Annotated in this window: 26 protein-coding genes; 16 read left to right on the forward strand and 10 right to left on the reverse strand. The window is 69.8% G+C overall.

What is annotated here, in order from left to right; translation table 11 throughout:
- Positions 1-115: 115 nt before the first annotated feature.
- From Q0D57_RS07355 to Q0D57_RS07365, 3 genes are read left to right on the forward strand one after another with little or no spacing between them, the layout of a single operon-like run.
- The gene (locus Q0D57_RS07355; protein WP_291040510.1) at positions 116-613 is read left to right on the forward strand and encodes a hypothetical protein; all 498 of its coding nucleotides are present in this window, start codon (positions 116-118) and stop codon (positions 611-613) included.
- Positions 614-615: 2 nt separating this feature from the next.
- Positions 616-1,536: an FAD:protein FMN transferase gene (locus Q0D57_RS07360; RefSeq protein WP_291040514.1), complete on the forward strand. Its 921-nt coding sequence runs from the start codon at positions 616-618 to the stop codon at positions 1,534-1,536.
- On the forward strand, positions 1,533-3,044 hold the full coding sequence (locus Q0D57_RS07365; RefSeq protein ID WP_291040518.1) for an oxidoreductase: 1,512 nt from the start codon (positions 1,533-1,535) through the stop codon (positions 3,042-3,044). The genes Q0D57_RS07360 and Q0D57_RS07365 overlap by 4 nt, the downstream gene beginning before the upstream one ends.
- 506 nt (positions 3,045-3,550) lie before the next feature.
- On the opposite strand, the gene Q0D57_RS07370 is transcribed toward Q0D57_RS07365, so the two are convergent.
- The 4 genes from Q0D57_RS07370 to Q0D57_RS07385 all read right to left on the reverse strand — a co-directional run bounded on the left by Q0D57_RS07370 (position 3,551) and on the right by Q0D57_RS07385 (position 8,195).
- Positions 3,551-4,933, reverse strand: coding sequence for a deoxyribodipyrimidine photo-lyase (locus Q0D57_RS07370; RefSeq protein ID WP_291040521.1), 1,383 nt, complete (start codon positions 4,931-4,933; stop codon positions 3,551-3,553).
- A gap of 123 nt (positions 4,934-5,056) precedes the next feature.
- On the reverse strand, positions 5,057-5,500 hold the full coding sequence (locus Q0D57_RS07375) for a MarR family winged helix-turn-helix transcriptional regulator (RefSeq protein ID WP_291040527.1): 444 nt from the start codon (positions 5,498-5,500) through the stop codon (positions 5,057-5,059).
- 88 nt (positions 5,501-5,588) lie between these two features.
- Positions 5,589-7,199 carry an amidohydrolase gene (locus tag Q0D57_RS07380; RefSeq protein ID WP_291040531.1) on the reverse strand — a complete coding sequence of 537 codons (1,611 nt, stop codon included), beginning with the start codon at positions 7,197-7,199 and terminating at the stop codon, positions 5,589-5,591.
- 267 nt (positions 7,200-7,466) lie between these two features.
- Positions 7,467-8,195 carry a winged helix-turn-helix domain-containing protein gene (locus Q0D57_RS07385; protein WP_291040536.1) on the reverse strand — a complete coding sequence of 243 codons (729 nt, stop codon included), beginning with the start codon at positions 8,193-8,195 and terminating at the stop codon, positions 7,467-7,469.
- Between the two features lie 349 nt (positions 8,196-8,544).
- Between Q0D57_RS07385 and Q0D57_RS07390 the strand changes: the two genes are divergently transcribed.
- Positions 8,545-9,999 (forward strand): MFS transporter, encoded by a 1,455-nt coding sequence (locus Q0D57_RS07390; RefSeq protein WP_291040539.1) that lies wholly within the window; start codon positions 8,545-8,547, stop codon positions 9,997-9,999.
- Between the two features lie 149 nt (positions 10,000-10,148).
- Here Q0D57_RS07390 and upp read toward each other — a convergent pair whose 3' ends face one another.
- Positions 10,149-10,781, reverse strand: coding sequence for a uracil phosphoribosyltransferase (gene upp / locus Q0D57_RS07395; protein WP_259530011.1), 633 nt, complete (start codon positions 10,779-10,781; stop codon positions 10,149-10,151).
- A 100-nt stretch (positions 10,782-10,881) separates the two neighbouring features.
- Here upp and tadA point away from each other — a divergent pair, with 100 nt between their 5' ends.
- Positions 10,882-11,343: a tRNA adenosine(34) deaminase TadA gene (gene tadA / locus Q0D57_RS07400; protein ID WP_291040615.1), complete on the forward strand. Its 462-nt coding sequence runs from the start codon at positions 10,882-10,884 to the stop codon at positions 11,341-11,343.
- Positions 11,344-11,451: 108 nt separating this feature from the next.
- On the opposite strand, the gene Q0D57_RS07405 is transcribed toward tadA, so the two are convergent.
- Positions 11,452-12,252 carry a gamma-glutamyl-gamma-aminobutyrate hydrolase family protein gene (locus Q0D57_RS07405; RefSeq protein WP_291040544.1) on the reverse strand — a complete coding sequence of 267 codons (801 nt, stop codon included), beginning with the start codon at positions 12,250-12,252 and terminating at the stop codon, positions 11,452-11,454.
- Complete coding sequence (locus tag Q0D57_RS07410) at positions 12,249-13,211, reverse strand: cation diffusion facilitator family transporter (protein ID WP_291040549.1); 963 nt, start codon at positions 13,209-13,211, stop codon at positions 12,249-12,251. The genes Q0D57_RS07405 and Q0D57_RS07410 overlap by 4 nt, the downstream gene beginning before the upstream one ends.
- Positions 13,212-13,261: 50 nt before the next feature.
- On the opposite strand from Q0D57_RS07410, the gene proC reads away from it, so the two are divergent.
- A complete protein-coding gene (gene proC, locus Q0D57_RS07415; protein ID WP_291040552.1) occupies positions 13,262-14,167 on the forward strand; it encodes a pyrroline-5-carboxylate reductase in 906 nt (301 codons plus the stop codon).
- Positions 14,168-14,230: 63 nt separating this feature from the next.
- Here the strand turns inward: proC and Q0D57_RS07420 are convergent, their stop codons facing one another.
- A complete protein-coding gene (locus tag Q0D57_RS07420; protein WP_259530017.1) occupies positions 14,231-14,902 on the reverse strand; it encodes a TrkA family potassium uptake protein in 672 nt (223 codons plus the stop codon).
- Positions 14,895-16,301 (reverse strand): potassium transporter TrkG, encoded by a 1,407-nt coding sequence (locus Q0D57_RS07425; RefSeq protein ID WP_291040618.1) that lies wholly within the window; start codon positions 16,299-16,301, stop codon positions 14,895-14,897. The genes Q0D57_RS07420 and Q0D57_RS07425 overlap by 8 nt, the downstream gene beginning before the upstream one ends.
- Positions 16,302-16,493: 192 nt before the next feature.
- On the opposite strand from Q0D57_RS07425, the gene Q0D57_RS07430 reads away from it, so the two are divergent.
- From Q0D57_RS07430 to Q0D57_RS07455, 6 genes are all read left to right on the forward strand, one after another.
- Positions 16,494-16,955 carry a metalloregulator ArsR/SmtB family transcription factor gene (locus Q0D57_RS07430; RefSeq protein WP_291040559.1) on the forward strand — a complete coding sequence of 154 codons (462 nt, stop codon included), beginning with the start codon at positions 16,494-16,496 and terminating at the stop codon, positions 16,953-16,955.
- 96 nt (positions 16,956-17,051) lie between these two features.
- Positions 17,052-17,246 (forward strand): helix-turn-helix domain-containing protein, encoded by a 195-nt coding sequence (locus Q0D57_RS07435; RefSeq protein WP_259530019.1) that lies wholly within the window; start codon positions 17,052-17,054, stop codon positions 17,244-17,246.
- Positions 17,247-17,329: 83 nt separating this feature from the next.
- A complete protein-coding gene (locus Q0D57_RS07440) occupies positions 17,330-17,428 on the forward strand; it encodes an AURKAIP1/COX24 domain-containing protein (protein WP_003792170.1) in 99 nt (32 codons plus the stop codon).
- Between the two features lie 86 nt (positions 17,429-17,514).
- Entirely contained in the window at positions 17,515-17,823 is a 309-nt protein-coding gene (locus tag Q0D57_RS07445; protein ID WP_291040562.1) for a hypothetical protein, read from the forward strand.
- Between the two features lie 36 nt (positions 17,824-17,859).
- Positions 17,860-18,123: a glutaredoxin family protein gene (locus tag Q0D57_RS07450; RefSeq protein WP_291040565.1), complete on the forward strand. Its 264-nt coding sequence runs from the start codon at positions 17,860-17,862 to the stop codon at positions 18,121-18,123.
- Positions 18,120-18,419, forward strand: a complete 300-nt coding sequence (locus tag Q0D57_RS07455; RefSeq protein ID WP_291040577.1) for a Dabb family protein — start codon at positions 18,120-18,122, stop codon at positions 18,417-18,419. Before Q0D57_RS07450 ends, Q0D57_RS07455 begins: the two co-directional genes overlap by 4 nt.
- An 83-nt stretch (positions 18,420-18,502) precedes the next feature.
- Here Q0D57_RS07455 and aspS read toward each other — a convergent pair whose 3' ends face one another.
- On the reverse strand, positions 18,503-19,819 hold the full coding sequence (gene aspS / locus Q0D57_RS07460) for an aspartate--tRNA(Asn) ligase (protein WP_291040581.1): 1,317 nt from the start codon (positions 19,817-19,819) through the stop codon (positions 18,503-18,505).
- Between the two features lie 337 nt (positions 19,820-20,156).
- On the opposite strand from aspS, the gene Q0D57_RS07465 reads away from it, so the two are divergent.
- Genes Q0D57_RS07465 through Q0D57_RS07480 form a run of 4 tightly spaced genes read left to right on the forward strand, consistent with a single transcriptional unit; the run spans position 20,157 to position 23,874 of the window.
- Complete coding sequence (locus Q0D57_RS07465; RefSeq protein WP_291040584.1) at positions 20,157-20,810, forward strand: histidine phosphatase family protein; 654 nt, start codon at positions 20,157-20,159, stop codon at positions 20,808-20,810.
- The gene (locus tag Q0D57_RS07470) at positions 20,807-21,439 is read left to right on the forward strand and encodes a TlpA disulfide reductase family protein (protein ID WP_291040587.1); all 633 of its coding nucleotides are present in this window, start codon (positions 20,807-20,809) and stop codon (positions 21,437-21,439) included. Before Q0D57_RS07465 ends, Q0D57_RS07470 begins: the two co-directional genes overlap by 4 nt.
- A gap of 1 nt (position 21,440) precedes the next feature.
- Complete coding sequence (locus Q0D57_RS07475) at positions 21,441-22,226, forward strand: cytochrome c biogenesis protein CcdA (protein ID WP_291040593.1); 786 nt, start codon at positions 21,441-21,443, stop codon at positions 22,224-22,226.
- A complete protein-coding gene (locus Q0D57_RS07480; protein ID WP_291040597.1) occupies positions 22,210-23,874 on the forward strand; it encodes a cytochrome c biogenesis protein ResB in 1,665 nt (554 codons plus the stop codon). The genes Q0D57_RS07475 and Q0D57_RS07480 overlap by 17 nt, the downstream gene beginning before the upstream one ends.
- The last annotated feature ends 45 nt before the right edge of the window (positions 23,875-23,919 follow it).

A 23,919-nucleotide genomic window follows, 5' to 3' on the forward strand; every position in this document is an offset into this window, starting at 1 on the left:
CGGCTTCGAGGTGTCAAAGAGCACGCATAGACCCCTCAGAGCGGCCTGCCAGCCTCGATCAATACGTTCGAACCCGTCCGCACGACCGACCGACCGCAGCACGACAGGGAGCATCATGAACACCCGCCACAAGAAGATCGCCCTCGCCTCGATGACCGGCCTGTCCATCGGCGTCGCCCTCGCCGGGTGCGCCACCGACACCACCGCCTCCACCGGTTCCGCGCCCACGAGTGCCGCCACGAGTGCGCCGAGCAGCTCGGCCGACTCCGGAACCCCCGCCCCCACCGGTGCTGCGGAGGCGCCCGCGGAGGGCTCCGGCACCTACACCGACGGCACCTACGAGGCCACCGGCAGCTACACCTCGCCCAACGGCCAGGAGGAGGTCGACGTCTCGATCACGCTCGAGAGCGACATCATCACCGCCGTGACCGTGACCCCCGAGGCCACCAACCCCAACTCCGTCAACTACCAGAACCAGTTCGCCGACGGCATCGCGGCGGTCGTGGTGGGCCAGAGCATCGACGAGATCGAGGTGTCGCGCGTCGCCGGATCGAGCCTCACCAGCGGCGGCTTCAACGAGGCCGTCGAGACCATCAAGAGCGAAGCGTCCTAGCGGTGGCCGCTCCGGTGGCGTCCGTCTTCGCGTTCGAGGCGATCGGCACCTCGTGGCAGATCGAGACCCCCGCGCCGCTGCGTTCCTCTGAGAAGGCCGCTGTACTCTCGCGCATCGAGGAGTTCGACCGGGTGTACTCGCGCTTCCGCGACGACTCGCTCGTCACGGCGATCGCCTCGGCCGAGACCGCGGGCAGCTACGAGTTCCCGGCCGACTCCGCCGTGCTGTTCGAGCTCTACGACCGGCTCGCAGCGGCCACGGCCGGTGCCGTCGACCCGCTCGTGGGGCGCGACCTCGAGCTGCTCGGCTACGACCGCGACTACTCGCTGCGGCCTGCGTCGGATGCTGGGCCGATCCCGGCTCAGGGTTCGGGTTCGTTCGCGCGCTCCGCCTGGGCCACCGATGTCACCCGGCACGGCCGCACCATCACCACGGCTCCGGCGGTCATCGACGTGGGCGCCGCCGGCAAGGGCTACCTCGTCGACCTCGTGGCGGGCGTGCTGCGCGGGCACGGTCACGCCGAGTTCGTGGTGGATGCCAGTGGCGACCTGGTGCACGCGGGCCCGGCGTCCGTGCGGATCGGCCTGGAGCATCCGCTCGACCCTTCGAAGGCCATCGGGGTCGCGACCCTCGAGAACGCGTCGCTTTGCGCCTCCGCGAGCAACCGCCGTGCCTGGGGCGACGGGCTCCACCACATCGTCGACGGCCGCACAGGCAGCCCGGCGCGCGAGGTCATCGCGACCTGGGTCGTCACGAACGGCACCGGATCCGCACCCACCGCCCTGGCCGACGGACTCGCCACCGCCCTCTTCTTCACCGGCGCGCACCGCCTCGCCGAGACATTCCACTTCAGCTATGTACGCATGTACGCCGACGGCCGCGCGGAGATCTCGCGCGACTTCCCAGGGGAGCTCTTCACATGAAAGCACGACTCGACACGCTGATCGGCCGCATCACGATGTACAACCTCATCGTGGTGGCGCTCGTCGCCATCGCGGTGGTCGCGCTCATCGGCAGTCTCGTGGGCCAGATCTTCTACAGCCCGCTCGCGCTCCTGGCGAGCATCGCGGTGGCCGTCGTCGCGACGGTGATCTCGAGCTGGCTCTTCGCCCGGCTCTTCCGTACCGTGCCGCACCTGCCGTCGGCCGTCATCACCGGGCTGCTGATCTTCTTCGTCTTCATCCCCACCGCCGATCCGGGCGGCCTCGCGCTGCTCGCGCTCACGGCGGTCGTGGCATCGGCGTCGAAGTTCCTCATCGCCATCCGGGGCCGGCACCTGCTGAACCCGGTGGCGGCCGCCGCCGTCGTCATGTCGGTCACCACGCTGAACCCTTCGGGCTGGTGGGTGGCGACCCCGCTGCTGCTGCCGTTCGTGGCGATCGGCGCGTTCCTCGTGCTCTACCGCACGCGCAAGCTCACGCTCGGCGTCGGGTTCATCGTGGTGGCCACCCTGCTCATCACGGGGCGCATGATGCTGCTCGGAACCGCCGCTCCGGATGCGCTCTGGCTCGCGCTGGGGTCGTTCCCGGTGGTGTTCCTCGCCGGCTTCATGCTGAGCGAGCCGCTCACACTGCCGCCGCGCCGGTGGCAGCAGTTCGCGGTGGCGGGGGTGGTGGCCGTGCTGCTGTCGTTCCCGTTCCAGATCGGGCCCGTCTACTCCTCGCCCGAGATCGCTCTCGTGGTGGGCAACATCGTGGCGTTCACCTTCGGGCAGCGGCGGGGTGTGCGGATGCGCTACCTCGGCTCGCGCGCGCTCACCCCCACGAGCGCGGCGTTCGACTTCGAGCCTTCGGCACCGGTGCGGTTCGTGCCGGGGCAGTACCTCGAGCTGGCGCTGCCGCACCGGAAGGTCGACTCGCGGGGCACGCGACGGATGTTCAGCATCGCGTCGGGTGCGTCGGCGTCGGCCGCCCCTCTCAGTGTGGGGGTGAAGCTCTCGGATCCGTCGAGCTCGTTCAAGACGGCGCTCGTGGGGCTCGAGCGGGGTGCGTCGGTGCGGGCAACGTGGGTCGGAGGCGACTTCCTGCTGCCGGCCGACACCTCGGTTCCGCTGCTGCTGGCGGCGGGCGGCATCGGTGTGACCCCGTTCGTGTCGCAGCTCCTGGGCCGTGATGGCGGGTCGGAGCCCTCCGACGTGGTGCTGGTGTACTCGGTGTCGGGGCCCGACGAGCTCGCGTTCCTGCCGGAGCTCGCGGCCACGGGCATCCGGGTGCTCGTGTTGGCGCCCATGCGGCCGGAGGGGCTGCCCGAGCATTGGGAGTACCTCGGCTCGGGCCGGGTGACCGCCGAGCTGCTCCGCACGGCGGTGGGCGACGTGGAGTCGCGTCGCGCCTACGTCTCGGGCCCTCCCGGCTACGTCGACCACGTGTCGACGGAGCTCCGCAAGGCGGGCGCCCGCCGCATCCGCACGGACCAGTTCGCCGGGTACTGAGCGGGTGGGGCGGCCCCGCGCGGGTCCGTCTTGCGCGGGGTCGTCATCCTGCGCGTCGGGACGCCTGCGACGCAGCCCCCGCGCGGTCGACCTGCGCGGCGGCGGCTGACCACCGAGCGGCGGGCCACCGCGGACGTGCCTGCCGTGCGGTCATGCCCGCCATCCCACCCGCACGCCTCCACCCATCGCCCCCCACTTGACAGTAGATGCGCTCAAAACGCTTGACTTGGCACATCTTGTGTCAAGTGGGGGAGGGGCCGTGCCGCCCGCCGCCCACGCGGCTCACCGACTTGACAGTAGATGCGCTCAAATCGGTCGACTTGGCACATCTTGTGTCAAGTGGAGGAGCGGCCGTACCGCTCGACACCCACCCGGCTCGCCGACTTGACAGAAGGTGCGCCCAAAGAGCTCGACTTGGCACATCTTGTGTCAAGTGGGCGAAGCGGGGCGGGGGCGGGGAGCGAGGCGCGGGGAGCTCGCCGCGGGGTCGAGGCGCCCGCGGCCCCCTACCGGATCGTCGCGTACGCGGCGAGCGCCGCCGCCCGCGAGGACTTCAGGTCGACCATCGGCGCCGGATACGCCTCCGTTCCGACCTCGGGCACGTAGCGCGCCACGTACTGCCCGGCCGCATCGAACTTCGACGCCTGCAGCTCGGGGTTGAACACCCGGAAGTACGGCGCCGCATCCGGCCCCGACCCCGCCACCCACTGCCAGTTCAGCGCGTTCGACGCCGGATCGGCATCGACAAGCGTGTCCCAGAACCACGCCTCACCGACCCGCCAGTCGACCCGCAGGTTCTTCACCAGGAACGACGCCGTCACCATCCGCACCCGGTTGTGCATCACCCCCGTCTGCCACAGCTCCCGCATGCCGGCGTCGACGAGCGGGATGCCGGTGCGCCCCTTCTTCCAGCGCTCGAGCTCATCGTCGGGCAGCGACTGCCACGGGAACCGGTCGAACTCCGGCCGCATGTTCTCGGTCGTGATGGAGGGCAGGTGGAACAGCAGGTGGTAGGCGAACTCCCGCCAGACGAGCTGCCGCAGGAACGCCGACGACCCGGCCGCCGCCCCCGACCCAGTCCCGCGCCTGGCCCGGTGCCGGTCGACCGCCTGCCACAGCTCGAACGGACTGATCTCGCAGAACCGCAGGTGCGGCGAGAGCCCGGAGGTGCCGTCCTCGGCCGGGAGGTCCTGCTCGTCGGGGTAGTCGTCGATCCCCGAGCGGAGGAACGCACTCAACCGCTCGTGCGCCCCCACCGACCCCGGACGCCACCGCTCGCGGAGCCCCCCGGCCCAGTCGGGCGCCGTCGGCAGCAGCCCCCACGAGCCGAGCTCGTCCGAGTCGACCCGCGGGCTCTGCAGTCCGTCCTCCGCCGTCGGGGCGGGAAGCGGTGCGCGCGGCGCCGGCTTCGCGAGCACCGCGCGGTAGAACGGCGTGAACACCTTGTACCACCCGCCCTGCCCCGTCATCACGGTCCACGGCTCCGCCAGCAGCGACCCCTGGAAGCTCTCGACCTCGAGTCCCGCCTCCCGCAGCGAGCTCTTCAGCGCGGTGTCCACGGTGCGCTCGGCCTCGCCGTAGCGCCGGTTCCAGAGCACGGCGGTCGCGCCCGCGTCCGTCACGAGACCGTGCACGACGGCTTCGGCCGGCCCGCGCCGCAGGGTGAGAGCAAGGCCCACCTCGTCGAGCTCGGCGGCGAGCGCCTCGAGGCTGTGGTGCAGCCACCACCGCGAGGCAGCCCCGAGGGGCCGGATGCCGGGGCTCTCGTCGTCGAGCACGTACAGCACCACGATCGGGTCGCCCCGCCGCACGGCCTCGTGCAGCGCGGGGTTGTCGCGCACCCGCAGGTCATCGCGCAGCCAGACGATCGTGGTGGGGGAGGAGCTCATGCCCCCAGTCAACCCGCCCGCCGCCGATCCCGCCCGATCACGACCCGGCGACCCGGCCCGGCGCATCCGCTCGCTCACCTGGGGCCGGACACACGCGTGCCCCAAGTCGCGGCCGCCCACCCCTTACTGTCCCGCGACCCCCGTGCGCAGCTTGTCGCAGAGCAGCGCGAGCTGCTCGAGCTCGTCGGGCGTGAGGTGCCCCGACATGTGCGCCGTGATCGACTCGGCATGCAGCACCGCCGCCTTCCGATACACGCTCACCCCGTGCTCGGTGAGGGCCACGAGCGTGCCGCGCCCGTCCGACGGGTCGCCGCACTTCTCCAGGATGCCGCGGGCCGCCAGCCGGTCGACCAGTCGGCTGATCGAGGGCTGCGTGAGCAGCACCTTCTCGCCGAGGTCCCGGATGCGCAGCACCTTGTCCGGCTGGATGAACAGGTTGAACATCACGTCGTACTCGTTGAGCGACACGATGTCGGTGGGGAACTCGGCGGCCAGCTGCCGCATGACGGTGACCTGGGCGCGGAACAGCGACTCCCAGGCGGCCACGGGCGAGATCTCCGGCGACATCGCAGCTCCTGACACTCGGTGCAAAGGGGTGGCCTACATTCTGGCACGGCCCAGCGGATGCGCCGGCGCAGCGAGTGCACGCGGGCAGCTAGTGCACCCGCACGCCCCCGAGCCAGGTCTGCTCGACCGTGAGCTGCGGCAGCTCCTCGACGCTCACGGCGGAGGGGTCGGCCGAGAGCACCACGAGGTCGGCGAGCTTGCCCACCTCGAGGCTGCCCACCTCGTGCTCGCTGAACAGCTGCCAGGCGGCTCCGAGCGTCTGCGCCCGCAGCGCCTCGTCGAAGCTCACGCCGTCGGCTCCGGGCAGGCGCCGGCCGCCGCGCGTGGTGCGGGTCATCGCCACCGCCATGTTGCGGAGCGGCTCGGCGGGGGTCACGGTGCCGTCGTTGTGCAGCGAGATCTCGAGCCCCGAGTCCAGCGCGGCCCGCGCGTTCGCCCAGGGCCCGCCGTGCTCGGCGCCGAACAGCTCGTCGACGAGCACGTCGCCCCAGTAGTACACGTGGTCGATGAGCAGGCTGACGGTGGCCCCGAGCTCGGCCGCGCGCGCGAACTGGGTGGGCGTCATGGCGCCCACGTGCTCCATCCGCAGCCGGTGGTCGCTCCGCGGATGCCGCTCGAGCATCGCCTCCCATGTGTCGAGCACGCGGTCGATGGCGAGGTCGCCGTGCACGTGGCAGGCGAGCTGCCAGCCCTCGGGGAAGTACTGCTCGACCACCTCGTCGAGCTGCGCCCGGGTGTAGTTGGCCGAGCCGTGCGATCCGGGCTCGACCCCGATCGAGCGGGTCCCTTCGGTGTCGAGGTAGGGGAACGAGATGAGGATGTTGCCGACCCACGGCGATCCGTCGGCCCACGTCTTCACCCCGGTCTGCCGCACGAGGGCGTCGCCGTTGGCCACGGGCACGGAGGCGTGGGCTCCTGGCGCCGACATCTCGTAGAGGCGCAGTCGCGCCGTGAGTCCGGCGGCGGCGCGGGTCGCGTCGAGAGCGGGCTGCTTGGCGTGGTCCCAGCTCATGTCGCTCACCGTCGTGATGCCCACGGCGTTCAGCGAGCCGAGGTACTGCGCGAGGAGTGCCGGCAGCTCGTGGGCCGCCTCGCCGAGCACCGGGCTGAGCAGCGCGAATACGGTGCCCACCTCGAAGCCCTTGCCCGTGAGCTCGCCCGCTGCATCCTTGTCCCAGTGCGATCCCACGGGGTCGGGGGAGTCGCGCGTGACGCCGGAGCGCGCCGCGGCCGCGGAGTTGAAGTAGACGACGTGGCCCGAGTTGTGCAGGATGACGAGCGGTGCGCCTCGCCCCCAGTCGTCGAGCTCGGCGAGGGTGGGATCGGTGAGGCCCGTCTGCAGGAGGCCGTCCCAGCCGTTGAACACGACGCCCTCCGGATGCGCGGTGACGCCGTCGCGGATCGCCGCGCGCACCCCGTCGGCCGTCGGCAGCGTCACGGGGCGGATGTCGATCATGAAGTGGCTGAGCACCACGGCGGTGTCGCTCGGGTGCCCGTGCGCCTCGACGAAGCCGGGCAGGAGGGCGCGCTCGCCGAGGAGGACGGTCTCGAGCTGGTCGCCTGCGGTGACGGCGGCGCGCACCTCGGCCTCGGATCCCACGGCGGCGATCGTGCCGTCGCGCACGAGGAGGGCCTTGGCGCGGGGGCGGGCGTCGTCGACGGTGAGGACGGTTCCCAGGAAGAGGGTCTCGGAGGTCATGCGGCGACTGTATCGGCCGGGCGGGGGCGGTGTCTCCGGGACGTCCGTTAAATGATTGAGGGCCCGTCGTAGAGGCTAACGACGGGCCCTCTCCCTTGCACCAAGAGTGTCCTGCAATCACATTCCGCGGGAGCTGCCACAGCAAACAACTTCCGCTCTTCGAATATATAACGGTCTGGTAACGGAGCGCTAGTTACCAAAACGTTATTTTCCTGGGAATCGGCTGTGCGCCCCGTTCGGGGGGTGCCCAGGGGCCCAGAACGCCGCTCAGAAGAGGTCGGGGGAGGGGGTCGACGTGTGCCGCACCGAGACGTCGGCGTGGCGGTCGAAGCGGTAGCCGACGCCGCGCACGGTGCGCACGATGTCCTCGTAGTCGCCGAGCTTCGAGCGCAGGCGCCGCACGTGCACGTCGATGGTGCGCTCGTTGGGCACCTCGTCGTCACCCGCGCTCCAGAGCGAGGTGATGAGCTCGGCGCGCTCGATGGTGCGGCCCTCGCGGAGCACGAGGTACTGCAGCAGCTCGAACTCCTTGTAGGTGAGGTTCGCGGGGTTGTTGTCGAGCAGAACGCGCTTCCGCGAGAGGTCGACGACGACGCCGTCGCGGGCGCGGTCCTGCTCGTCCGGCGCCTGCCGCTGCTTGGCGAGAGCGGCCGGATCCTGCAACGCGAGGCGCACCACGTCGACGTCGCGGCCACCGGCACCGCGCGGGGCGAGCGCCACGGCGGCGTAGGTCTCCGAGGAGGGGGCGATCTCGGCGGCGAGTGCCTTCAGCGCCTCGACGATGCGGCCGAGGTCGGTGCCGTCGGCGGCGGCCTTGTCTTCGTCGATGCCGACGTAGAGCACGAAGCCGCGGGCTTCGGTTCCTTCGGGCACGGCGCGGATGCGAGCGGGTGCGGACGGGGCGCCGGACGCGACAGCGGCGACAGAGGCGGAGGAGGCGGCGGCGTCCGCGGTGGAGAGAGCGGTGGGGCGGGGAGCGAGGTGGGCGATCGACATGGGAGTTGTCCTTCAGGCAGCGGCCCGGAGATGCGGGCCGGAAGATGTGTCAGTACTCGTGATCCGGATGCGGATCGGAAGCGGCCCCGAGAACAGGGGCCGAGAGCGCGACTCTCGCTGAGCCCGGTCAGGGCTGAGGGGTCGGCGCGGGCGAGATTCTCGTCAGCGACACATTCGACAACACATGACGACGCTGCCGGCCATCATCATGCCGGCATCCCCGAGGGCCTCAAAGGAGGTCAGGGCGTGCACGTTGTCAGTCATGCCTAGAAGCTAACCCGAACAGAGCGCGCAATGTCAACCCTTCCGGCGCATCCGGGATAGTTAGCACAGGTATAGGTTGTGCCGTATGAGCACTCCCGCGGTTCCGTCGATCTCGTCCCGTGCACGCTGGCAGGCCTTCGGGGTGTGCGTGGCCGTGGCCGCTCTCACGATCCTCGATCTGTCGAAGGTCAACGTGGGACTGCCCTCGATCGAGAAGTCGCTCGGTGCCGACTCCACCGCCCTGCAGGTGATCGTCGCCGGCTACGCGCTCGCCTTCGGTCTCGCGCTCGTGCCGGCCGGGCGGCTCGGTGACCTCTACTCCCGCAAGGTCATGTTCATCATCGGGTTGAGCGGGTTCACCCTCGCGAGCGCCTTCTGCGCCATCGCCCCCGACATCGAGACCCTGCTCATCGCGCGCATCCTGCAGGGTGTCGCCGCCGGCGTGCAGATGCCGCAGGTGCTGGGGCTCGTGCAGCAGCTGTTCCAGGGTGAGGAAAGAGGCCGCGCGTTCGGGCTCTTCGGCGCCGTGATCGGCATCTCGACCGCGTTCGGGCCCACCCTCGGCGGCCTCCTGATCGCGGTCGGTGGGCCCACCGACGGCTGGCGGCTGCTGTTCTGGATGAACGTGCCCCTCGGCGTGATCGCCCTCGCCCTGGCCGCCTGGCTCCTGCCGAAAGCGCAGCCGCACCAGCCGGGCGCGCGCAACCTCGACCTCATCGGCATCGTGCTGCTCGGCATCGCGGTGTTCGCGTTCATGCTCCCGTTCGTGCTCACCACGGGCGGGCCGGACGACAGTCCGTGGCGGTGGCTGTCGCTTCTCGGATGCGCGGTCGCGGTCGTGCTCTTCATCACCTGGGAGCGGCGCTACGAGGCCGCGGGCAAGTCGCCCGCCATCCACTTCGCGCTGTTCTCGCTCGGCTCGTACCGCAACGGGCTGCTGCTGGCCACGGCCTACTTCGCCGCGATCCCGGCGGTCTTCCTGCTCACGACGCTGTTCCTGCAGGAGGGCCTCGGCTACGCGCCGGTGTTCGCGGGCATGGTGAGCATCCCGTTCGCCCTCACCTCGGCCGTCACGGCGCTGATCGGCGGGCGGCTGGTCTCGAAGTACGGGCGCTCGCTCGTGGTGGTGGGCCTCGTGGTGGCGTTCGTCGGGTTCGTGCTCGTGCTGCTCGGGGCCGTGCTGCCGCCCGCCGAGTACTCGATCTGGTTCATGGCGGCGGCGATGGCGGTGGCCGGGGCGGGAGGCGGATTCGTCATCTCACCCAACCAGACCCTCACGCTCGCCGAGATCCCGGTGACCGAGGGCGGTGTGGCGGGCTCGATGGCGCAGGTGGGGCAGCGCGTCGGCACGGCGGTGGGAGTGGCGGCGGCCTCGTCGATCTTCTTCGCCACCCTCTACAGCGAGGGCCCCGGCAACCCCGACAACGTCGAGGTCTACCACGACGGCTTCCGCAACGCCTTCTTCGTGACCCTCGGCCTCATCCTCGTGGCGCTCGCGATCGGTCTCGTCGACCTGCTGCGCCGGAAGCGGGCTGAGTAGGTTTGAACCGCGCCGCCGCCTCTGCGGCGCGGGCTACATGTTCGGGTGCGGTCGCTTCGCGGCCGCGCCCTCACCTTGGGTCGTCGGGTACGGCCCGCGGCTTGGTGGGATGTTCGGGAGTCGCGACAGGGTGGGATGTTCGGGAGGCGCTAGACCGTGCCGTAGAGCCTGTCTCCGGCGTCGCCCAGGCCTGGGACTATGTAGCCCTTTTCGTTGAGCTTCTCGTCGAGGGCGCCCAGGACGAGGGTGACGTCCCGGCCCTCGGTGGCCTTCTCGAGGGCGGCGACGCCTTCGGGGGCTCCGAGCAGGCAGATGGCGGTGACATCCTGGGCGCCGCGCTTGAAGAGGAACTCGATCGCCGCGGAGAGCGAGCCGCCGGTGGCGAGCATGGGGTCGAGCACGAAGCACTGGCGGTCGGAGAGGTCGTCGGGAAGGCGCTCGGCGTAGGTGGTGGGCTCGAGGGTCTCCTCGTTGCGTACCATGCCGAGGAAGCCGACCTCGGCGCTCGGCACGAGCTTCACCATGCCCTCGAGCATGCCGAGCCCCGCGCGGAGGATCGGCACCACGAGCGGCCGCGGCTCGGCGATCGCGACGCCCTGCGCCTCCGACACGGGGGTGTTGACCGTGACGGGCACGACGGTCACGTTGCGCGTGGCCTCGTAGGCCAGGAGGGTCACGAGCTCTTCGGCCAGAGCGCGGAAGGTGGGCGACGGGGTCGTCTTGTCGCGCAGCACGGTGAGCTTGTGCGTGATGAGCGGGTGATCGGCAACGTGTACTCGCATAGGCTCAATCTACTGGACGGCGGAGGGAGGCCTTGTGGCAGAGGTTCCGGCCCCCGCAGCAGTGCCGCCGCTCCCCTCGGATGCCGTGCTCGGCGAATGGATGGCTCTCGCGCTGGCGGAGGCCCGTTCTGCGCTCCAGACCGGCGACGTGCCCGTCGGCGCGGTCGTGCTCGATCGTGACGGGAACGTCATCGGCCGCGGACGCAACGAGCGCGAGCTGCACCGCGACCCGACCGCGCACGCCGAGGTCGTCGCCCTGCGCGAGGCCGCTGCCGCGATGGGCGACTGGCAGCTGCCGGGCGCGACCCTCGTGGTGACCCTGGAGCCCTGCGTCATGTGCGCCGGTGCGATCCTCGCCGCCCGCATCCCGCGCGTGGTCTTCGGCGCCTGGGACGAGAAGGCGGGGGCCGCGGGCTCCGTGCACGACCTCCTGCGCGACCGCCGCCTGCAGCACCGTGTGGAGGTGGTGGCGGGCCTCGACGCCGACGAGTGCGGTGAGCTCCTGACTCGCTTCTTCCGCGAGCCCGGAAGAGCCCCGAAGCCAGCCCTCGGGGGCCGGTAAGTACGCGAATTCGCGAGACCGACGCCGTATACGCGGTCGGTCTCACGCAGATGCGTCGAAACTCATCAGCCAGCCCGCGGATGCCGACCCGTCCGCCGCGATCGAGCCCTACGGGCGAGCGACGCCGCCGAATCCGTCGAGTCCGTCGAGTCCCTCGAGCCCGTCGCCCCGCTCGAGTCCGTCGAGGTACTCGCCGAGCAGGCGCGCCGACGCAACCTGCTGCGCGGCCCCGTGCCGAGCACGTTCCGCCCGCAGGAGGTCGGCGTCGATCCCGTGCCGCCGGAGGTAGGCGGCGTCGGAGACCAGCCACTCCTCGTGCATCGCATCCGTGAGCTCGGGATGGAACTGCACCGCCAGCAGCCACTCGCCGATCCCGAAGGCCTGGTTCTCGTACGCTTCGGACGACGCGAGCAGGGTGGTCGCAGCCGGAAGGTCGAAGGTGTCGCCGTGCCACTGGGCCATCGGGGTGCCGGTCACGTGCCGCACGGGCGACGACCGCCCGGCCACGGTGGGCTCGACGGCGCGGTAGCCGACCTCAGGTAAGGGCCCCCGCCGCACCTCCTCACCGAGCGCCGCAGCGATCACCTGCGCACCGAAGCACACCCCGAGGATCGGCCGTCGGGCCTCGAGCCGCGAGCGCACGAACGCGATCTCGGGCGCGATGAACGGGTGCCGATCCGCCTCGTACACGCCCGCCGTCGACCCGAGCACGAGGAGCACGTCGGCATCGGCGACGCGCTCGAGCGCCGCACCGACCTCGGCGGCCGAGTGGCCCACGAGCACGTCGACGACCTCGATCTCGTGGCCGCGGGCCTCGAGCACGGGGCCGAAGTTGCCGAGCCCGACCACCTCGGCGTGCCGGACGACCGCGGCGCGGCGGGGCGGCGGCGCGCTCGCCTCGACGCTCAATCCGCGCTCTTGATGATGATCGCGGAGGTGTTGGCCTCGACCTCGAGCGGCTCCACGAACACGTCGGGCTCGAGGTAGATCACCCGCGCCACCGGCACAGCAGACCGGATGCGACGCTCGACCTCGTTGATCGTCTCCGCCACGTCGCGCAGCTCCGACTCGGGCGCGAGTGCGATCTTCGCTCCGACCATCAGCTCGTCGGGCCCCAGGTAGAGGGTCTTCATGTGGATGACGCGATCGACCTTCGGTGTGCCGGCGATGGCCGCTTCGATCGCCGCCGCATCCGCATCGCTCGCGCCCTCGCCCACGAGCAGGCTCTTGGTCTCGATGCCGAGGATGATCGCGACCGCCACGAGCAGCGCCCCGATGAAGAGCGTGCCGATGCCGTCCCACAGCCCGTCGCCCGTGAGCACCGAGAGGCTCACACCCACGAGGGCGAACGCGAGGCCGCACAGCGCCGCCGTGTCCTCCAGCAGCACCACGGGCAGCTCTGGGGCCTTGGCCCGGCGCACGAACTGCACCCAGGTCTGCTTGCCGCGGTGGTGGTTCGACTCCTTCACACCTGTGCGCAGCGACAGCCCCTCGAGCACCATCGCGACCAGGAGCACGCCGATCGGGATCCACGGCGCCTCGATGGGGTGCGGATTCTCGATCTTCTCGATGCCCTCGTAGATGGAGAACACGCCACCGACCGAGAACAGGATGATCGACACCACGAAGGCGTAGACGTAGCGCTCCCGGCCGTAGCCGAACGGGTGCTCCTTGTCGGCCTTCTTCTTCGCCTTGCGACCGCCCAGGAGGAGCAGCAGCTGGTTGCCGGAGTCGGCCAGCGAGTGCACGCTCTCGGCGAGTATCGACGACGAGCCCGAGATGAGGAACGCGACGAACTTGGCGAGGGCGATGCCGATGTTGGCCAGCAGTGCCGCGATGATCGCCCTGGTGCCACCTGATGCGCTCACGAAATCCTCTTCCTCGTCGCCGGATGATCGGCCAATTCTAGGATGGGGGCATGAGCCCCGCCGCATCAACCGACGAGTCCGACCACGTGCCCTCGACAGTGCTGCCCTCGACAGCGCTGCCCTCGACAGCGCTCCCCTCGATTGCGCTCCTCGGTGCCGGGTCGATGGGCCGCGCCATCCTGAGCGGTCTGCTCGCTCCGGGCGTGGAGGTGCAGGGCGGCCTCCGCGTGACCAACCGCTCGGCCGCCAAGGCCGCCGACTTCGACGGCACGGCCGGGGTGACCGCCTTCGCGACCGACGACGATCCCGAGGCCAACCGCAAGGCCGTCTCGGGTGCGGCGATCGTGCTCGTGGCGGTCAAGCCCGCCATGGTGCCCGACCTCCTCGACGAGATCGCCGATGCCCTCGACGACGGCGCGATCGTGGTGAGCGTGGCGGCCGGGGTGACGGTGAGCACGTTCGAGAAGCACCTGCCCGCCTCGGTCTCCGTCATCCGCTCGATGCCGAACACGCCGGCCGTCGTGGGCAAGGCCGTGACCGGGCTCTCGGCGGGGACGCGCTCGAGCGCGGAGGAACTCGCCCTGGTGCGCTCGCTCTTCGAGACGGTGGGGACTGTGGTGGAGGTGCCGGAATCACAGCTCGATGCTCTCAGCACCATCTCCGGTTCGGGCCCCGCCTACGTGTATCTGTTGATAGAGGTTCTGACGGAGGCGGCTGTGCAGAAGGGGTTCACGCCCGAGCAGGCCGCCGAGCTCGTCAACGGCACCTTCGCGGGGGCCGCCGAGCTCCTCGTGCAGAGCGGCGAGACGCCCACCGACCTCCGCATCCAGGTCACGAGCCCCAAGGGCACCACCGAGCGCGCTCTGGCGGTGCTCCAGGAGGCGGACCTCTCGCGCCTCTTCGCCCGCGCCACCGACGCCGCCCTCGCCCGGGCCCGCGAGCTCGCCGCCGGCTGACACACTCCCGCCGACCGGCACCGCATGCCGCCCGCGCCGCAGCAGCGGCGGCGCGGCACCAACTCAGTTCCCGAGCGCCGCGAACACCTCGATGTCCGAGCTCTTGCCCGAGACGATGATGAGGTCGTGGTTCGACACGACGGTCGACTCCGTGGCGTACGTGAATGGCTTGCCCGGGCTCTTCACGCCCACCACGGTCACGTGGTACTTCGACCGCACCCCCGACTCGGTGAGGTTGAGCCCGCGGATGGGCTTCGGCGGGTACATCTTCACGAGCGCGAAGTCGTCGTCGAACTCGATGAAGTCGAGCATGCGGCCCGAGACGAGGTGCGCCACGCGCTCGCCGGCCTCGGCCTCGGGGTAGATGACGTGGTTCGCGCCGATGCGCTCGAGGATCTTGCCGTGCGAGCGCGAGATCGCCTTCGCCCAGATCTGCGGGATGCGGAGGTCGACGAGGTTGGCGGTGATGAGCACCGAGGCCTCGATCGAGGAGCCGACGGCCACGACCGCCACCTGGAAGTCGGCGGCGCCGATCTGGCGCAGGGCCTCGACGTTCTTCGCATCCGCCTGCACCGTGTGCGTCACGCGCTCGGACCACTTCTGCACGAGCCGCTCGTCTTCGTCGATGGCGAGCACCTCGCGACCCAGGCGGTCGAGCTCGCCCGCCGTCGCGGCCCCGAACCGGCCGAGGCCGATGACGAGCACGGGGGCGTCGTGCTTGATGCGGTCAACCAACGATGGGCCTCTCTTCCGGGCGTTTGTAGAGCTGCTGTCGCTGGCTGGCGGCCAGGGCTGCGGCAAGTGTCACAGTACCAACGCGGCCCATGAACATGGTGGCCGCCATGATGTAGACCCCGGCGTCGGGGAGCGAGGCGGTGAGACCCGTCGTGAGTCCCGAGGTCGCGAAGGCCGAGATGACGTCGAAGAGCACGAAGTCGAGGGGCGCCTTCGAGATCTGCAGGATGAGGATGGAGGACACAGCCACGGTCGTCGCCCCCCACAGCACGACCGAGACACCGAGGCGCAGGACGTCGCCGGGGATCCGGCGGCCGAACGACTCCATGTCCTGCACACCGCGCGCCTCGGCGAACGCGGCAAGGAAGAGCACGGCCAGGGTCGTGACCTTGATGCCGCCTGCCGTCGAGGCGGAGCCGCCGCCGATGAACATGAGCATGTCGGTCACGAGCAGGCTCGAGCCGTTGAGGTCGGGGATGTTGATGGTCGAGAAGCCGCCCGATCGCGTCATCACCGACAGGAAGAAGCTCTGGAACACGGTGTCGCCCGCGTTGAGGGTGCCGAAGGTCTTGGGGTTGTCGAACTCGAGCACGATGTAGAGCACGGCACCCGCCACGATCAGGAGCGCGCTCGTGACGAGCGTGAGCTTGACGTGCACCGACCAGCGCACGCGCAGATCCGGACCGTGCCCCTTCTTGCGCTTCCGCCAGGCGCCGAGGGTGCGGGCGAGCGCGTAGATGACGGGGAAGCCGATGGCGCCGAGGAAGACGCCCACCATGAGGATGGTGAGGAAGAAGTAGTCGTTGGCGAACGGCGTGAGCCCCTCGGCGTTGGGCGCGAACCCGGTGTTCGTGAACGCCATCGCCGAGTAGTAGAGGCTGTGCCAGATGGCCTCGCCCACCGGGATGCCGTCGATGAGCATGCGGGGGAGCAGGAGCGCCGCGATCACGAGCTCGATCACGAGGGCGCTGATGGCCACCGTGGCGAGCAGGGAGCCGATCTCGCCGAGGCGAACGGCCTGTCCCTCGGCGACCGGGCCATGATGCATCCGGAGCGGGTTCGTGTCGCTCGCCGCGATGAGCCGTGCGCGGAGGCCGAGCCGGCGCGAGATGACGAGCCCCAGGATGCTCGCGAGCGTGAGCACGCCGAGCGCCCCGATCTGCACGCCGATGTAGATGACCACGTGCCCGAACACCGACCAGTGAGTGGCCATGTCGACCGTGGCGAGCCCCGTGACGCAGATGACCGAGACCGCGGTGAAGAGGGCGTCGGCGAGGCCCGTGACCTTGCCCGAGGCGGCCGAGATGGGCAGCGAGAACAGCACCGTGAAGATGAGGATGAGGCTCGCGAAGATGAGGATCGCGAACCGCGACGGCGACTTCTCCGAGAACTCGCGCATGCCCTGGCGCACACGGCCGGCCCAGGTGCGGCTGCGATTGAACGGGTTGCGGCTCGCCACGCTGCTGCGGATGCTCATCCCAGTTCCTCGCTTCGGCCGGGCATCGGCGCCGGATGTCGGCCGCCCCTCGGTGAACGGTGCAATGCTACTCGCGGTGGCGCGGATCGGGAGCCACCCCACTAGCCTTGGGGAATGGCCGACATCTTCTCCGTGATCGCCGACCCCACGCGGCGCCAGCTCCTGTCGCTGCTGCTCGAACGCTACGTCGCCACCGACCAGGTGAGCGCCTCCGGAGCGGGAGACGGCGAGTACAGCGTCTCCGAGCTCGTGGCCCAGCTCGAGCTGAGCCAGCCGACCGTCTCGAAGCACCTCAAGGTGCTGCGCGACACCGGACTCGTCGCCGTGCGCGAAGAGGGCCAGCACCGCTTCTACAAGATCGACGTCTCACCGCTGGAGGACGTGGAGGACTGGCTGATCCCCTTCCTCTCCGCCGACTTCGACACAGCGGAGGAGGACGAGCTGTGGGAGAACGCCTCGGATGCGGTCAAGTCGGCCGCGGCGTCGTTCGGCCAGAACGTCGGCCGTCGGGCGGCCGCCACCTCGCACGCCGTGAAGAGCGTCGCCGACGATCTGGTGTCGAAGCTCCGCCGCTGATTCGCCGCCCACCCGCCGTCGTGCGTGTGCGATTCATTTGTGTGACCTGTGTGACTCCTGTTGCCCGTGAGGGTGCCGGGGCTCTATAGTTTCGCCATGGCAGAAGACCTGGACGACGTGCGCTTCCTGACCGTCGCCGAGGTCGCCGACATGATGCGCGTCTCGAAGATGACGGTCTACCGTCTCGTGCACGCCGGCGAGCTTCCCGCCATCCGCTTCGGCCGCTCCTTCCGCGTGCCCGAATCGGCCGTGGCGTCGGCGGTCAAGAACCACATCGCCGATTCGGCGTAGCGCTTCCTGCTACACTTCTCCGAGGCTCTTCAGCCTCTGACCGCCGGTTCTGCGCGGTCTTCCCTGATACGTGTGAGGTTTGTGTGGGTTCTGTAATCAAGAAGCGTCGCAAGCGCATGGCGAAGAAGAAGCACCGCAAGCTGCTTCGCAAGACTCGCCACCAGCGTCGCAACAAGAAGTAGCGCCAGACTCACGTCTCGCGCGCTACGCGAGCAGAGCGTCAGGTTTCGGCCTGGCGCTTTTTGCTTTCCCGGCGCACGATCCTTCTATGGCTGACCCCGAGTTCTGCGCCACCCTGGTCGTCCGCGATGCGGTGACGAAGCTCGACGCGCTCGCGATCGTGGCGCTCGCCGTCGACCGGCCGGTGTCGGGAGCCGGCACCGTGCATCCGTTCATCGAGCTCGAGAGCGGCGCCCGGGTCGAGATCGAGATCCCGAAGTTCGGTGAGCCGCCGCCGCTCGCGCTCGACGTCTACTCGAGGCTCGGCTTCGAGCACGCCGCCATGAGCGCGCTCGCCCTGCTCGCGCGGCTCGAGGAGGCCACGGCGTGGACGGTGAAGCCCGACTTCACCCTCTGAGGCCGAACGCTCGTCGGCGCTCGGTAGGCTGAAACCGTGCCCGCCGTCGACCTCGCCCTCATCGGCAAGCCCGGCTGCCACCTCTGCGACGACGCCCGCGAGGTCGTGCGCTCGGTGATCGCGTCGCTCGACGGGGAGGTCGACGTCTCGATGACCGAGCTGTCGATCCTCGACGATCCGGCGCTCCTCCATGAGTTCGCCGAGGAGATCCCGGTCGTGACGATCGGCGGCCGTGTGCACACCATCTGGCGGGTCGAGCCGGCCCGTCTCCGAACCGCCCTGCTGGAGGCCGCCCCATGATCCGCCACGTCGTCGCCTGGAAGCTCCGCGCCACCGATCCCGCCCAGAAGGAGGCCGATGCCGCCGAGATCGTGCGGGTGCTGTCGGCGCTCCGCGAGACCGTGCCGTCGGTGAAGGAACTCAACGTCGGCGCGAACATGGCGTACTTCGAGAAGAACTGGGACGTCGTGCTCGTGGCCGACTACGAGACGCTCGCCGATCTCGATGCGTACCAGGCGCATCCGACGCACGTGGCCGCCGCGCCCGTCGTGGCCGCGCTCGTGGCGGATCGGGCCTCCGTCGACATCGAGATCTGAGGCCGATGACCGAGTAACAGTAGAAATGACGAGGACCAACGCCCTATACGGCATCGGTCCTCGTCATTTCTACCGAAACTCGGCTAGGGCGTCAGGCGCGTCGGCCCGCGGAACAGGTAGACGACCTCGCGCAGGTTCGTCTGGTGCAGCATGAGCATCAGCACGCGCGAGAGCCCCATGCCGAACCCGCCGTGCGGCGGCACGCCGTAGCGGAAGAAGTCGAGGTAGAACTCGAGCTCCTCGGGGTCGAGCCCCTTCTCCTTCGCCTGCTCCACGAGAACCTCCACGCGGTGCTCGCGCTGGGCTCCCGTCGAGATCTCGACGCCGTTGTAGATGAGGTCGTAGCTGTTGGTGAGCGACCCGTCGCCCTCGTGGCGCATGTGGTAGAACGGCCGGATGCTCGAGTCGTAGTCGGTGAGGAACACGAAGTCGTGCCCGTAGGTCTCCTTGACGTAGGCCGCGATGCGGCGCTCGCCCTCCGGGTCCATGTCGGCGTCCTCGCGCGGCACGACGTAGCCGTTCTCAGCCACGATCCGCTTCGCCTCGGCGAGCGGGATGCGCGGGAACGGCTGGGAGGGCACCTCGATGTCGACGTCGAAGAGCGCCTTGATCTCGTCGCCGTGCTTCTCCTTGACGGCGCGGAGCCCCGCGACCATGAGCTCCTCGTGCAGCTGCATGACGTCTTCGTGCGAGTCGATCCAGGAGATCTCGGCGTCGACGCTCGTGAACTCGGTCGCGTGCCGCGAGGTGAAGGAGGGGTCGGCGCGGAACGCGGGCCCGACCTCGAAGACCTTGCCGAAGCCGGCCGGCTGCGCCATCTGCTTGAAGAACTGCGGGCTCTGGGCGAGGTAGGCCTTGCCCTCGAAGTAGTCGACCTCGAACAGTTCGGCGCGCGACTCGCTCGCCGACGCCATGAGCTTGGGGGTGTGGATCTCGATGAAGTCGTGCTCGACCCAGTAGGTGCGCCAGGCGTGCTCGAGGGTGGTCTGCACCCGGAAGACGAGGTTCTGCTCGGGGCGGCGGAGGTCGAGGAAGCGCCAGTCCATGCGCTTGTCGACGCCCGAGTCGGGTGCGATGGGTGTCTCGGGGATGGCGGCGGCCACGACCTCGAGCGAGGTGAGCTTGACCTCGATGCCGCCGAGCTTCACGCGCTCGTCGTGCTTGAGCTCACCGGTCACGGTGATGAAGGAGCCCTGGGCGAGGCCGGAGATGGTCTCGGAGATCGCCTCGGTCTCGTCGGTGCGCGGGTTCACGAGCTGCACGGCCCCCGACTCGTCGCGCAGCACGACGAACTGCACCTTCTTCTGGTCGCGAACGGTGTCCACCCAGCCCGAGACGACCACGGGGCCGGCTTCGAGGGCGGAGAGGTTCTTGACGAGGGTGCGAGTCGGTTCGGTCACGGTAGAGGAGTCTACCGGGCGGGCCAGGTGCGCACCGGGCCCGCGCACCAGGCCGGGCCGGGGGACGCCTCGCGAGGGGGGGCTCAGGCGCGACGCGTGGGGATGCGGCGGTAGCCGTCGATCCCGATGGCGCGGACGGTCGCGGCGATGCCGGCGACGGAGACGAGAGCGAAAGCGGAGAGGGTGATGATGGTCATGGTCGGTGCCTTTCTTCCTCTCTATTCCAGTCGCTACAACTGTTCAGCACAATCTCATAGTTCTACAGCTCTGGTGTAGCTGAGCTACACGATCCGGTTCTCGGCGGATACACGGCGACCGCGATCGTAGACTGGATGCCGTGCCCGCCGCCCAACTCCATCTCGTCCGTCACGGTGAAGTCTTCAACCCCGACGAAGTGCTCTACGGGCGACTGCCGAACTTCGGGCTCTCCGACCTCGGCAAGCGGATGGCGGCGGCCGCCGCGAACGACCTGTCCCTGCGCGCTCGCCCGGTGAGCGCGATCTACACCTCTCCTCTGCAGCGCGCCCGCGAATCGGGCGAGCCCATCGTGGCCGCCTTCGGGTTGCCGCCGCGCATCGAGGAGCGCATCATCGAGCCCACGAACGCGTTCGAGGGCCGGCGCATGAAGGGCAAGGGCGGAGCGCTCAGGGACCCGCGGATGTGGCGACACCTCTACAACCCGTGGCGGCCGGCCTGGGGCGAGGCCTTCCGCAGCATCTCCGGTCGCATGCTCGCGGCCATGGACGACGCGTTCGACACCGCCGAGAAGGCGGGCGACGGAGACGTCGTCATGGTCAGCCACCAGCTCCCGATCTGGATGGCGCACCGCGCGATCGTGGGCGAGCGACTGCCGCACGATCCGCGGAAGCGCCGCTGCGCACTCTCCAGCATCACGACGTTCGAGCGCCGCGACGGCCGCTTCGTGGAGGTGGGGTACTCCGATCCGGGCGCCCCCCTCGCCGCTGCCGCCGTCGACGTGGGAGCCGTATGAGACTGCGATTCGCTGCTGTGGCCGCGCTCGCCGCCGCGGCCCTCGTGCTGACCGGCTGCTCGAATGACCCGCTCGCCGAGCAGTACCGCGAGGGCACCAACAAGGGCTACATCGCGGGTGACGGCGCCGTGACCGAGATCGCCGAGGCCGACCGCGGCGAGCCGATCGAGTTCGAGGGCGTCGACGAGAACGGCGAGACGATCTCCTCCGCCGACTACGCGGGCGAGGTGCTCGTGGTCAACTTCTGGTACGCCGGCTGCGCCCCCTGCCGCGCCGAGGCGCCCCTGCTCGAAGAGCTCAACACCGAGTACACCGGCCAGGGAGCCTCCTTCCTCGGCGTGAACGTGCGCGACCAGGCGTCGACCGCCCAGTCGTTCGCGAAGACCTTCGGTGTGACCTACCCCTCCGTCGTCGACACCGACGGAGCGCTGCAGCTCGCGTTCTCCGGCAGGATCGCGGCCAACGCCGTGCCCACCACCCTCGTGGTCGACACCGAGGGGCGGGTCGCCGCACGCATCCTCGGGCGCGTCACGGAGGCGTCGATCCTCGAGACGCTCGTGAAGTCGAACCTGCCAGGCGCCTCCGGAGCCGGCGCGACCGCCGAGCCCGAGGCATCCGAGGCCGGCTGACGTGGACAACCCCTTCGCCGAGATCGTGCTGAGCGGTCAGCTGCTGCTCGCCATCCCGGTCGCCCTCCTCGCAGGCCTCGTCTCGTTCGCCTCCCCGTGCGTGCTGCCGCTCGTGCCGGGCTACCTCGGCTACATCGGGGGCATCTCCGAGGCGGGGAGGGCCGCGGGCACCGCGTCCGGTGGCGACGAGAAGGCCGCACGCCGAGCCGGGCGCCGCCGCATGCTGCTCGGCATCGCCCTGTTCATCCTCGGCTTCTCGCTCATCTTCCTGGCCTACTCCGCCGTCTTCGGGGCCCTCGGCTTCTGGCTGATCCAGTGGCAGGACACCATCACGCGCATCATGGGCGCCGTGGTGATCGTGCTCGGCCTCGTGTTCATCGGGCAGTTCAGCTTCCTTCAGCGCACCTTCAAGCCGAATTGGCGACCGGCCACCGGGCTCATCGGCGCCCCGGTGCTCGGCATCGTCTTCGGTCTCGGCTGGACCCCGTGCATCGGCCCGACCCTCAGCGCCATCCAGGCGCTCAGCCTCACGAGCGGCTCCGCGTGGAGCGGCGTGCTGCTCGGCCTCTTCTACTGCATCGGCCTCGGCGTGCCCTTCCTGCTCGTGGCCCTCGGGTTCGAGTGGGTGGCGGGTTCGGTCGCGTTCCTCAAGCGCCACATCCGCACCATCAACATCATCGGCGGCGCCCTGCTCGTGCTCATCGGCATCCTGATGGTCTCGGGCCTCTGGACGATCTGGGTCTACGAGCTGCAGGCGGTGATCACCGGCTATGTCACGCCCGTCTGATCACTACGACTCCACCGAGATCACCCAGCCCCGGCTGGGCCCGGTCGGCTGGCTGCGCTGGTTCTGGCGGCAGCTCACGAGCATGCGCACCGCGCTGTTCCTCCTGCTGCTGCTCGCCCTCGCCGCCGTGCCCGGATCCCTCGTGCCGCAGCGTGCGGCCGACCCCAACGGCGTCACGCAGTACTTCGTCGACAACCCCGACCTCGCGCCCGTGCTCGACTCGGTGCAGGCCTTCGACGTCTACACCTCGGTCTGGTTCTCGTCGATCTACCTGCTGCTGTTCGTCTCGCTCATCGGCTGCGTCATCCCGCGCACGAAGCACCACTTCGAGGCCCTGCGCGCGAAGCCGCCGCGCACCCCGGCGCGGCTGTCGCGGCTCGCGGGCTTCACCACGCGCGAGCTCGAGGGCGCTCCGGATCGCTCGGCCGCCTCGGTCATCGAGTCCGCGCGCGCCCTGCTCAAGCGGCAGCGCTACCGCACGGTCGTGTTCACGAACGTCGACAAGCGCACCGGGCAGGAGGTCGTCTCGGTGTCGGCCGAGCGCGGCTACCTGCGTGAGACCGGCAACCTCGTCTTCCACTCGGCGCTCGTCGGGGTCCTGCTCGCGGTGGGCATCGGCGGAGGGTTCGGCTACACCGGCCAGCGCGTGGTGGTGGAGGGCCAGACCTTCGTGAACACGCTGCTCGCCTACGACTCGTTCAACCCGGGCCGGTTCTTCAACGACAGCCAGCTCGCGCCCTACTCCATCACCCTCGACGAGTTCGAGGCCACCTACGAGACCCAGCCGAACAACGCCTTCGGCCAGCCGCTGGACTACACCGCCTCGGTCACGACGAGCGAGGGCGGCCAGGAGTCCGACGCGGCCATCAAGGTCAATGAGCCGCTCAAGATCGGCGGCACCGACGTGTTCCTCCTCGGCAACGGCTACGCGCCCACCATCACGGTGCGCGACACGGAGGGCGAGGTCGTCTTCACCGACTCGGTGCCGTTCCTGCCGCAGGACTCGAACCTCACCTCACTCGGTGTCGTGAAGATCCCGGATGGCCTCGCCGAGCAGGTGGGCCTCATCGGCTTCTTCTACCCCACGCAGGCGGAGTCAGCCACGGGCGCCTACTTCTCTTCGTTCCCGTCGCTGGAGTACCCGGTGCTCACCCTCAACGTCTACGACGGCGACCTCGGTCTCGACGGCGGCGTGCCGGCATCCGTCTACTCGCTCGACACCGACAGCATGAACCAGCTCACGGGCGGATCGACCGGTGTCGACTCGATCGAGCTCGTGCCCGGTCAGGAGGCCGAGCTGCCGAACGGTCTCGGCACCGTGAGCCTCGACGATGTGAAGCGCTTCGCGTCGTTCGACGTCAACCATGACGCGACCCAAGGCTGGGTGCTGCTGTTCGCCATCCTGGTCACGGCCGGGCTGCTGACGTCGCTGTTCATCCCGCGGCGACGGGTGTGGGTGAAGGCGGCCGAACGGGCCGACGGCACCCTGCACGTCGAGTACGCGGGGCTCGCCCGCGGCGACGACCCCCGCCTCGACGAGGCCGTCGACGCCCTCGCCACCCGGCACGCCGCCGGGTTCCCCGCGGCGGCGCCCGCAGATGCTGCGGGTTCCGGCGAACCCTCGTCTCTTCCCGAATCCAAGGCTTAGGCTCTCTCTGTGACGCAAACGCTCGACGATCTCTCCCTCATCCTG

The organism is Herbiconiux sp., assembly GCF_023264895.1.
Classification (GTDB): Bacteria; Actinomycetota; Actinomycetes; order Actinomycetales; family Microbacteriaceae; genus Herbiconiux.

Bases quoted from the DNA above. Each gene is read 5' to 3' on its own strand.
- Q0D57_RS07470 (WP_291040587.1), top strand. From the start codon at position 20,807: ATGAGACTGCGATTCGCTGCTGTGGCCGCGCTCGCCGCCGCGGCCCTC.
- Q0D57_RS07445 (WP_291040562.1), top strand. From the start codon at position 17,515: ATGGCTGACCCCGAGTTCTGCGCCACCCTGGTCGTCCGCGATGCGGTG.
- Q0D57_RS07365 (WP_291040518.1), top strand. From the start codon at position 1,533: ATGAAAGCACGACTCGACACGCTGATCGGCCGCATCACGATGTACAAC.
- Q0D57_RS07375 (WP_291040527.1), bottom strand. From the start codon at position 5,500: ATGTCGCCGGAGATCTCGCCCGTGGCCGCCTGGGAGTCGCTGTTCCGC.
- proC (WP_291040552.1), top strand. From the start codon at position 13,262: ATGAGCCCCGCCGCATCAACCGACGAGTCCGACCACGTGCCCTCGACA.
- Q0D57_RS07380 (WP_291040531.1), bottom strand. From the start codon at position 7,199: ATGACCTCCGAGACCCTCTTCCTGGGAACCGTCCTCACCGTCGACGAC.
- Q0D57_RS07425 (WP_291040618.1), bottom strand. From the start codon at position 16,301: ATGCGCGAGTTCTCGGAGAAGTCGCCGTCGCGGTTCGCGATCCTCATC.
- Q0D57_RS07455 (WP_291040577.1), top strand. From the start codon at position 18,120: ATGATCCGCCACGTCGTCGCCTGGAAGCTCCGCGCCACCGATCCCGCC.
- Q0D57_RS07390 (WP_291040539.1), top strand. From the start codon at position 8,545: ATGAGCACTCCCGCGGTTCCGTCGATCTCGTCCCGTGCACGCTGGCAG.
- Q0D57_RS07355 (WP_291040510.1), top strand. From the start codon at position 116: ATGAACACCCGCCACAAGAAGATCGCCCTCGCCTCGATGACCGGCCTG.
- upp (WP_259530011.1), bottom strand. From the start codon at position 10,781: ATGCGAGTACACGTTGCCGATCACCCGCTCATCACGCACAAGCTCACC.
- tadA (WP_291040615.1), top strand. From the start codon at position 10,882: ATGGCTCTCGCGCTGGCGGAGGCCCGTTCTGCGCTCCAGACCGGCGAC.
- Q0D57_RS07435 (WP_259530019.1), top strand. From the start codon at position 17,052: ATGGCAGAAGACCTGGACGACGTGCGCTTCCTGACCGTCGCCGAGGTC.
- Q0D57_RS07430 (WP_291040559.1), top strand. From the start codon at position 16,494: ATGGCCGACATCTTCTCCGTGATCGCCGACCCCACGCGGCGCCAGCTC.
- Q0D57_RS07480 (WP_291040597.1), top strand. From the start codon at position 22,210: ATGTCACGCCCGTCTGATCACTACGACTCCACCGAGATCACCCAGCCC.
- Q0D57_RS07370 (WP_291040521.1), bottom strand. From the start codon at position 4,933: ATGAGCTCCTCCCCCACCACGATCGTCTGGCTGCGCGATGACCTGCGG.
- Q0D57_RS07385 (WP_291040536.1), bottom strand. From the start codon at position 8,195: ATGTCGATCGCCCACCTCGCTCCCCGCCCCACCGCTCTCTCCACCGCG.